5 protein-coding genes are annotated in these 6,289 nt (G+C 70.8%); 2 read left to right on the top strand and 3 right to left on the bottom strand.

Annotation, left to right across the window (positions count from 1 at the left end):
* Positions 1-99 precede the first annotated feature (99 nt).
* Positions 100-3,576 (bottom strand): discoidin domain-containing protein, encoded by a 3,477-nt coding sequence (locus tag AB0J72_RS52450; protein WP_363414609.1) that lies wholly within the window; start codon positions 3,574-3,576, stop codon positions 100-102.
* A gap of 239 nt (positions 3,577-3,815) precedes the next feature.
* Between AB0J72_RS52450 and AB0J72_RS52445 the strand changes: the two genes are divergently transcribed.
* Both AB0J72_RS52445 and AB0J72_RS52440 read left to right on the top strand, forming a co-directional pair.
* A complete protein-coding gene (locus tag AB0J72_RS52445) occupies positions 3,816-4,724 on the top strand; it encodes a hypothetical protein (protein WP_363414606.1) in 909 nt (302 codons plus the stop codon).
* A 77-nt stretch (positions 4,725-4,801) separates the two neighbouring features.
* Positions 4,802-5,182: a hypothetical protein gene (locus tag AB0J72_RS52440; RefSeq protein WP_363414604.1), complete on the top strand. Its 381-nt coding sequence runs from the start codon at positions 4,802-4,804 to the stop codon at positions 5,180-5,182.
* Between the two features lie 11 nt (positions 5,183-5,193).
* Here AB0J72_RS52440 and AB0J72_RS52435 read toward each other — a convergent pair whose 3' ends face one another.
* Both AB0J72_RS52435 and AB0J72_RS52430 read right to left on the bottom strand, forming a co-directional pair.
* The gene (locus AB0J72_RS52435; RefSeq protein WP_363414601.1) at positions 5,194-5,649 is read right to left on the bottom strand and encodes a DUF4259 domain-containing protein; all 456 of its coding nucleotides are present in this window, start codon (positions 5,647-5,649) and stop codon (positions 5,194-5,196) included.
* The gene (locus AB0J72_RS52430; protein WP_363414598.1) at positions 5,646-6,281 is read right to left on the bottom strand and encodes a hypothetical protein; all 636 of its coding nucleotides are present in this window, start codon (positions 6,279-6,281) and stop codon (positions 5,646-5,648) included. The genes AB0J72_RS52435 and AB0J72_RS52430 overlap by 4 nt, the downstream gene beginning before the upstream one ends.
* Between the last annotated feature and the right edge of the window lie 8 nt (positions 6,282-6,289).

Below are 6,289 nucleotides of genomic sequence, written 5' to 3'. Positions count from 1 at the left end.
CCCCACCAATCCCCCCACCGCCCGCGGGGGCGGGGCGGGGGGGGGGGGGGTTTTCAATCGCCACAACTCCTCCCCCACCGCCCCGCTGCTGAGGAAGGGTCAGGCGATGGGCTCGACCCAGATGTTGCGGTAGAACAGGTTCGCGCCGGGGTCGCCGTGGTCCTGCAGGCGGATCTTGCCGGCGGACGGGCCCTCGGCCGCGCCGTTGCCGGTCGGACCGTCGATCGCCACGTTGTTGTGCACCGTGACGCCGTTCCACACGACCGTCACCCTGGCGTTGTCCGTCTTGGTGCCGGAGGCGTTGTACTTCGCCGCGCGGAACGTGACGTCGTACGTCTGCCACGTCTGCGGGGCGGTCGCGGCGTTGCTCGTCGGCGCGATCTTGTTGTAGATCGACGCGCACTCGTCGATGCCGATGCTCGTGTCACCGAACGAGTCGAGCACCTGCAGTTCGTAGCGGTCCTGCAGGTAGATGCCGCTGTTCGCGCGCTGCTGCCCGGTCACGTCCGACGGCAGGTTCGGCAGCCAGAACTCGATGTGCAGCCGGAAGTCGCCGAAGCTCTCCCGGCTGCGGATGTCGCCACCGAGCACCTCGACCCCGCCGTTGCCCAGCGGCCACGTCACCGCGGCGCCGCCGGAGCCCTCGAACTTGCTCATGTTCTGGCCGTCGAACAGCACGACCCGGCCGGGGTTGGCGCCGCCGGACGCGTACGCCTCGAACTCGTAGATCCGCGCGGCGCCGTTGCCGTCGCTGGCCGGGGTGGTGACGTTCAGCCGCAGGTACCGCGCCTGCACAGCGGTGAAGTCGTGCGTCGTGGAGCCCAGCGTGTTGCCGGTGACCGTCGCGACCGTCGTCCACGCGGTGCCGTTGGTGCTCACCTGCAGGTTGAAGTCGCGGGTGTTCCAGGCGCTGTTCTCGCCGCCGGCGCCGGCGTGCTTGAGCACGATCCGGCCCACGCTCTGGCTCGTGCCGAGGTCGACCTGCATCCACTTCGAGGCGCCGAGCGAGCACCACTTGTCGGTGTTGCCGCCGTTGACGCTGCCGTTGACCGCCTTGTCCGGGCCCTCCGTCGTGGCGCACGAGCTGTCGGCCGTGGTGGCCTTGCCCTGCGCCAGGTTCCCGGTCGCCGGCGGCGCCGTGCCGCCGTACGCCTCGAGCTCGTAGACGCGCGCGGCGGCGTTGCCGTCGCTGGCCGGGGTGGTGACGTTGAGCCGGATGTAGCGGGCCTGCGTCGCGGCGAAGTTGTGCGTGGTCGTGCTCGCCGTGTTGCCGGTGACGGTCGCGACCGTCGTCCACGCCGTGCCGTTGGTGCTCACCTGGACGTTGAAGTCCCGGGTGTTCCATGCCGTGTTCTCTCCGCCGGTACCGGCGTGCTGCAGCACGACCTTGTTCACGCTCTGGCTGGCGCCGAGGTCGACCTGCAGCCACTTGGTGGCGCCCTGCGAGCACCACTTGTCGAGGTTGCCGTTGGTGGTGGTGCCGTTGACGGCCCGCTGCGGGTTCTCCGACGTGCTGCAGGAGCTGTCCGCGGTGGCGGTCTTGCCCAGCGCGAGGTTGACCGGCGGGACCTGGCCGGGGACCGCGTTGAGCGTGTACCAGACCTCGGTGCTCCACAGCGACTGGCCGTTGGCGGCGGCGAACGGCTTCGGCGAGCGGATGTGCACGACCCGGCCGGCCTTCAGCCCGTTGATGACCAGGGTGACCTTCTTGCCGTCGGCGGACAGCGTCGCCGAGGACACCGTCAGCGTCTCCTCGTCGATCTTCGGGCCGCCGTAGGCGGCGGTCGGCACGTAACGCCACTGCTTCACCCGGTACTTGCTGGCCAGGGCGCTGGCGGTGGCGGCCGACAGCGGCTGGGTGTACTCGAGCTCGAACCCGTTCGAGGTGGCCCGCGTGGCGAGGATGTCGAAGACGTTGTTGCCGTTCGGGGTCAGCTTCTGCAGGCCGTACAGCAGCTTGCCGGACTGGCCCCAGTTGCCGCCGGCGCCGAGACCGCCGACGTACACCGCGCCGTCCGGGCCGACGTTGACCTCGGAGACGCCGGCCTCGAGGCCCTGCGTGAGCCGGAACAGGGCACCCTGGTACTCGCCGTTGACCTTCTCCACGTAGGCGCGCTGCAGGCCGCCGTACGTGACGTCACCGATGAGGAACTGCCCGGCGTACAGGCCGCTCTGCATCAGCATCGGGGTGCTGGGGGAGTTGCCGATCTCGTTCTGCGGCAGCCACAGCACCGGCTGGCTGATCGGCGCGTTGTCGAACGGGCCCTGCGGGTTGAGGAAGTGGTTGTAGAAGCGGCCCTGCTTGATCTGCAGCAGCTTCGACGCGGGCTGGTAGCCGCCCTGGTTGTCGGTGACGAAGATGCTGTTCTCCGGCCCCCACCCGATGCCGTGCGGCGTACGCAGGCCGCCCGCGACGTAGGTGACCTGGCCGTTGCTGGCGTTGATCTTGATCGTGGTGCCGCGGTTGGCGATGCCCTGCGGGTTCGTCGTCGCGCCGCCGTAGTCGATGGACACCGACAGGTTCACGTAGAAGAAGCCGTCCTGGTACAGCAGACCGAACGCGAACTCGTGGAAGTTGCCGTCATACGGCCAGGTCGCGACGGACTGGTACTGGTCGGCGACCTCGTCGCCGGTGGTGTCGACGAGCCGGGTGAGCCGCGCCTTCTCCGACACGTAGACGACGCCGTTGACGACCTTCAGGCCCATCGGCTCCTTGAGGTTGCTGCCGATGCGCTTGGTGGTGACGTTCGCCGGCGAGGTCGCCCCGCCGGTGTTGCCGAGGATCCAGACCTCGCCCGCCTGGGACGTGCCGGACTGGTCGCTGCCGCCCCAGGTCGAGATGACCATGCGCCCGTCGGGCAGCCAGTCCATGCCGGTGACCTTCGGCTCGAAGCCGCCGGGCCGCAGGTTCGTCAGCGTGAAGTTCGGGTGGACCGAGGTCAGCGGCAGGCCGTCGCCGGGGGAGTCGCCGGCCGTCTCGCACTCCTTGCGCCCGGGCGCGGTGACCCGCACGACCCCGGCGTCGGTGCTGAGCACCGAGTTCGGCACGGTCACGAACGACGACGAGCCCGGCGTCTGCCACTGCAGCGTGAGCTGCTGCCCGCCGCCCGCCTCGAAGAAGTCGATGCGCAGCGAGTGGTAACCGGTGCCCAGCTGGACGGCGCCGTCCTTGGCGGTCGCGCCGTGCAGCCCGTCGTGGTTGATGACAACGTTGTCATCGATCACGAGGCGCGAGCCGTCGTCGCTGATCAGCCGGAACGTGTAGTTGCCGGCCGTGGCGATGTTGACGTTGCCGATGACCTGCGTGAGGAAGTTGTCCTCCAGACCGAACTGGGCCGAGGTGGTCCAGTCGACGGTCGGCATGAGCTTGTCGACGTTCGGCGTCTGTGCGGCCTTCAGCGTGCAGAGGTTGCTCAGGGGTGTCTGCAGGTCGAAGGTGCGCATCGTGACGCCGGGCTCCTGTGGCGGCGGCGCGGCGGCGGCGCCGGCCGAGGGCAGGACCAGCGCCGTGGCGACAAGGGTGGAGGCGAGCGCACCCACGATCGGGATGCGCATGCGCCGGGGCGGGACGGGCACGGTTCCTCCAGGGAAGCGGGACGCTCCGCCCGAAGCGCGGCAAGCCGCTGACGACGGCGCGCTCGGACAACGGGCGGGCATCAGTGTCGATGTCCTGCGGGTTGCCTGGCACGCCGATGCCTGGCGCGGCCAATCTATGGGGCTTTCATATCTGTGTCTAGATGTTTCGATGAGGATGCGCGAACTTTCTTACACGATGATCGGAAGATTTAAGTTTTGCGTTCGCATAGGTTGGTCGGGTGACGTTCGACGTTGACCGATGGTGCCGGCGCCACCTCGGCGCACCCGTCGCGGAGGTCGTGTTCAGCGGCGGTCATCTGTCGCGTGTGTACGGCGTCCGCCTGGCCGACGCCCGCACCGTGGCCGTCAAGGCGCGGCCGCACTCTCCGCGGCTCGACGCGTGCACGGCGGTCCAGCGGGCGCTGTGGCAGGCGGGCTTCCCCGCGCCCGAACCTCTCGCCGGCCCGGTCGTGGCGGACGGCCTGGCGGTGAGCGCCGAGACGCTCGTCCCCGGCGGATCGGTGACACCGGCGACGCGGCCCGCCCGGCGGTTCGCGACGCTGCTCGCCCGGTTCGTAGCCCTCGCCCCGCCGCCGTCGACCCTCGGCACCCTCAGCCCCGCGCCACCGTGGACCGCGTGGGACCACGACGTGCCCGGCATCTGGCCGACCGCCGACGACCGCGACGACGACCTCAACGCCGCACCCCCGACGCCGTGGCTCGACGACCTCGGCGCCCACGTCCGGGCGCGCCTCGCCCGCTTCGCGCAGACGCCGGCCGGCCGCCGGCTCGTGACCGGCCACGGCGACTGGGAGGCCCAGAACCTCCGCTGGACCGGCGACGACCCCCTCGCCGTGCACGACTGGGACAGCGTCATCACCGCCCCCGAGGCCGTCGTGGTCGGCCTCGCCGCCGCCGTGTGGCCCTGCGGCATGGTCCCCCGCGCCGCCACCGTCGCCGAGACCGCGGAGTTCCTGGACGAGTACCAGCGCGCGACAGGCCGCACCTGGCCGCCCGACGAACTGGGTGCGGCCTGGGCCGCCGGCCTGTGGGTCTCCGCGTACAACACGAAGAAGGCCACCCTGGATGGCCTGCCGTGGCTGGCCCAGGACGAAGCCGGCCGGCGCCTCGCGCTCAGCCTGACCTGAGCGATACCGAGGCACCTGCCCGGTCGGCGGCACATCACTTGACCGGTGAGTGAGACCGGCAGGAGATGATTGGCGCCGTGAACCTCCTCGGGCAGATCATGTTCGCTGTTCCCAACGGGGTCGCGTTCGTGTGCGACTTCGACAATCGGCGGCCGTCGCCGGACTGGGACACTCCGGCGCAGGTCGTGGCCGGGTCCGAGGAGGCGATCCGGATCGCGGTCGTCCACGGGCAGGTGGGGCTTGCCGACATCCGCGTGGGATGGGGTGAGCCGTCCGCCGGCCTGACCGCTGCCTACGAGGGCGGGCTCGACCTGGAGTTCGGCCAGCTGATGGTGACCGACGTCAACGACGAGAGCGCGCTGGTGGTCGGGGTCGAGCCCGGAAGGAGAACGGTCAGGGTGTTCATCGACTCGGCGCCCTGGCCGTCCAGGATCGAGATACTCGTCGACGAGCCGTGACGGCAGCCCGCTCACAGGTCGAACAGCGTCTCGCGCTGCGGTGGGTTCAGCACGCTCCGGAGACTGAGGACGGTCCGGCGCCAGGCTGGGGCGTTCTGCGGGTCGGACCAGTCGTTGTCGTGCCACGCCTGGGTCGCGGTGATGCGGTCCAGCGCGTCGACGGCGAGGCCAGTGAACGACCGCGGGAACGGTGGCATCGCGGTGGTGGGTCCGTAGGAGCCGCGGATCGGCTCGCCGCCGTCGCGCTGCGCCGCGACCAGCGCGGCCGCCGCCACCGCCCGGGCAGCCTCGATCACGCCGAACTCGCCGACGGGGCAGGCGGCGATGTCGGCGTCGGTGGCGGAGGCGGTCCGCGCCAGCAGGTCGCCGACCATGGCGACGCGCTGCTCGGGTGTGGCCTCGTCGAGCTCGCCGGCGAAGTCCGCCGCGTCGTCATTGCCGAATGGCGTGCCATCCCAGAAGCTCATCCGATTTCCTCGAGCCAGGCGGTGACCTGGTCGTGCTGGGGGCCGCGGTCGTCCCAGAAGGCGTTGACGTAGGACTGGGCGCGCATGTCGTGCAGGTGGGCGGACGGGTGCGGGGCGGGGAGCAGGTCGGCCCAGGTGTCGAGGTACGGGGTCAGGTCGTCCTCGGCGTTGCCGATGCCGCAGAGGGCGTCGCCCGCGCTGATGGCGGCCGCCGACGGGTCCGTGGTCAGGGTGTCGTGCCAGAAGGCGTCGAGGAAGGCGCGGACCGTGGACCGTTCGGCCGGGTCCCACGTGGTCCAGGCGGTGAGCCGCAGCCGGGACAGGAACGGCTCGATGGTCGGCCAGCCCATGAAGTCCGCGTCCGGGCCGGCGAAGCCGTCGGTGACGCTGACCTCCAGGAGGCGGGGCAGGAAGTAGCGGAAGTCGTCGGGTGAGCCGGCGGTGAACGGCACGGCCGCGGCGTACGGGGCGACCGCCAGCGTCGGCAGTGACCGCAGCGGGACGGGCCGGAGCAGCTCCTCCGACTCCGCAGGCAGCCAGCAGCAGGGGCAGCCGTCGATGGCGGTGGGTTTCGGGACGGTGGAGAAGGTGGTGTACAGGGCGTCGATCGCCGACGCGAGCCGCTGCCCCATCCGGAAGG

The organism is Dactylosporangium sp. NPDC049742 (genome assembly GCF_040674675.1).
GTDB lineage: Bacteria > Actinomycetota > Actinomycetes > Mycobacteriales > Micromonosporaceae > Dactylosporangium > Dactylosporangium maewongense.
The sequence above is the reverse complement of the archived record's forward strand: the minus strand, read 5'-3'. Positions and strand labels throughout refer to the sequence as shown.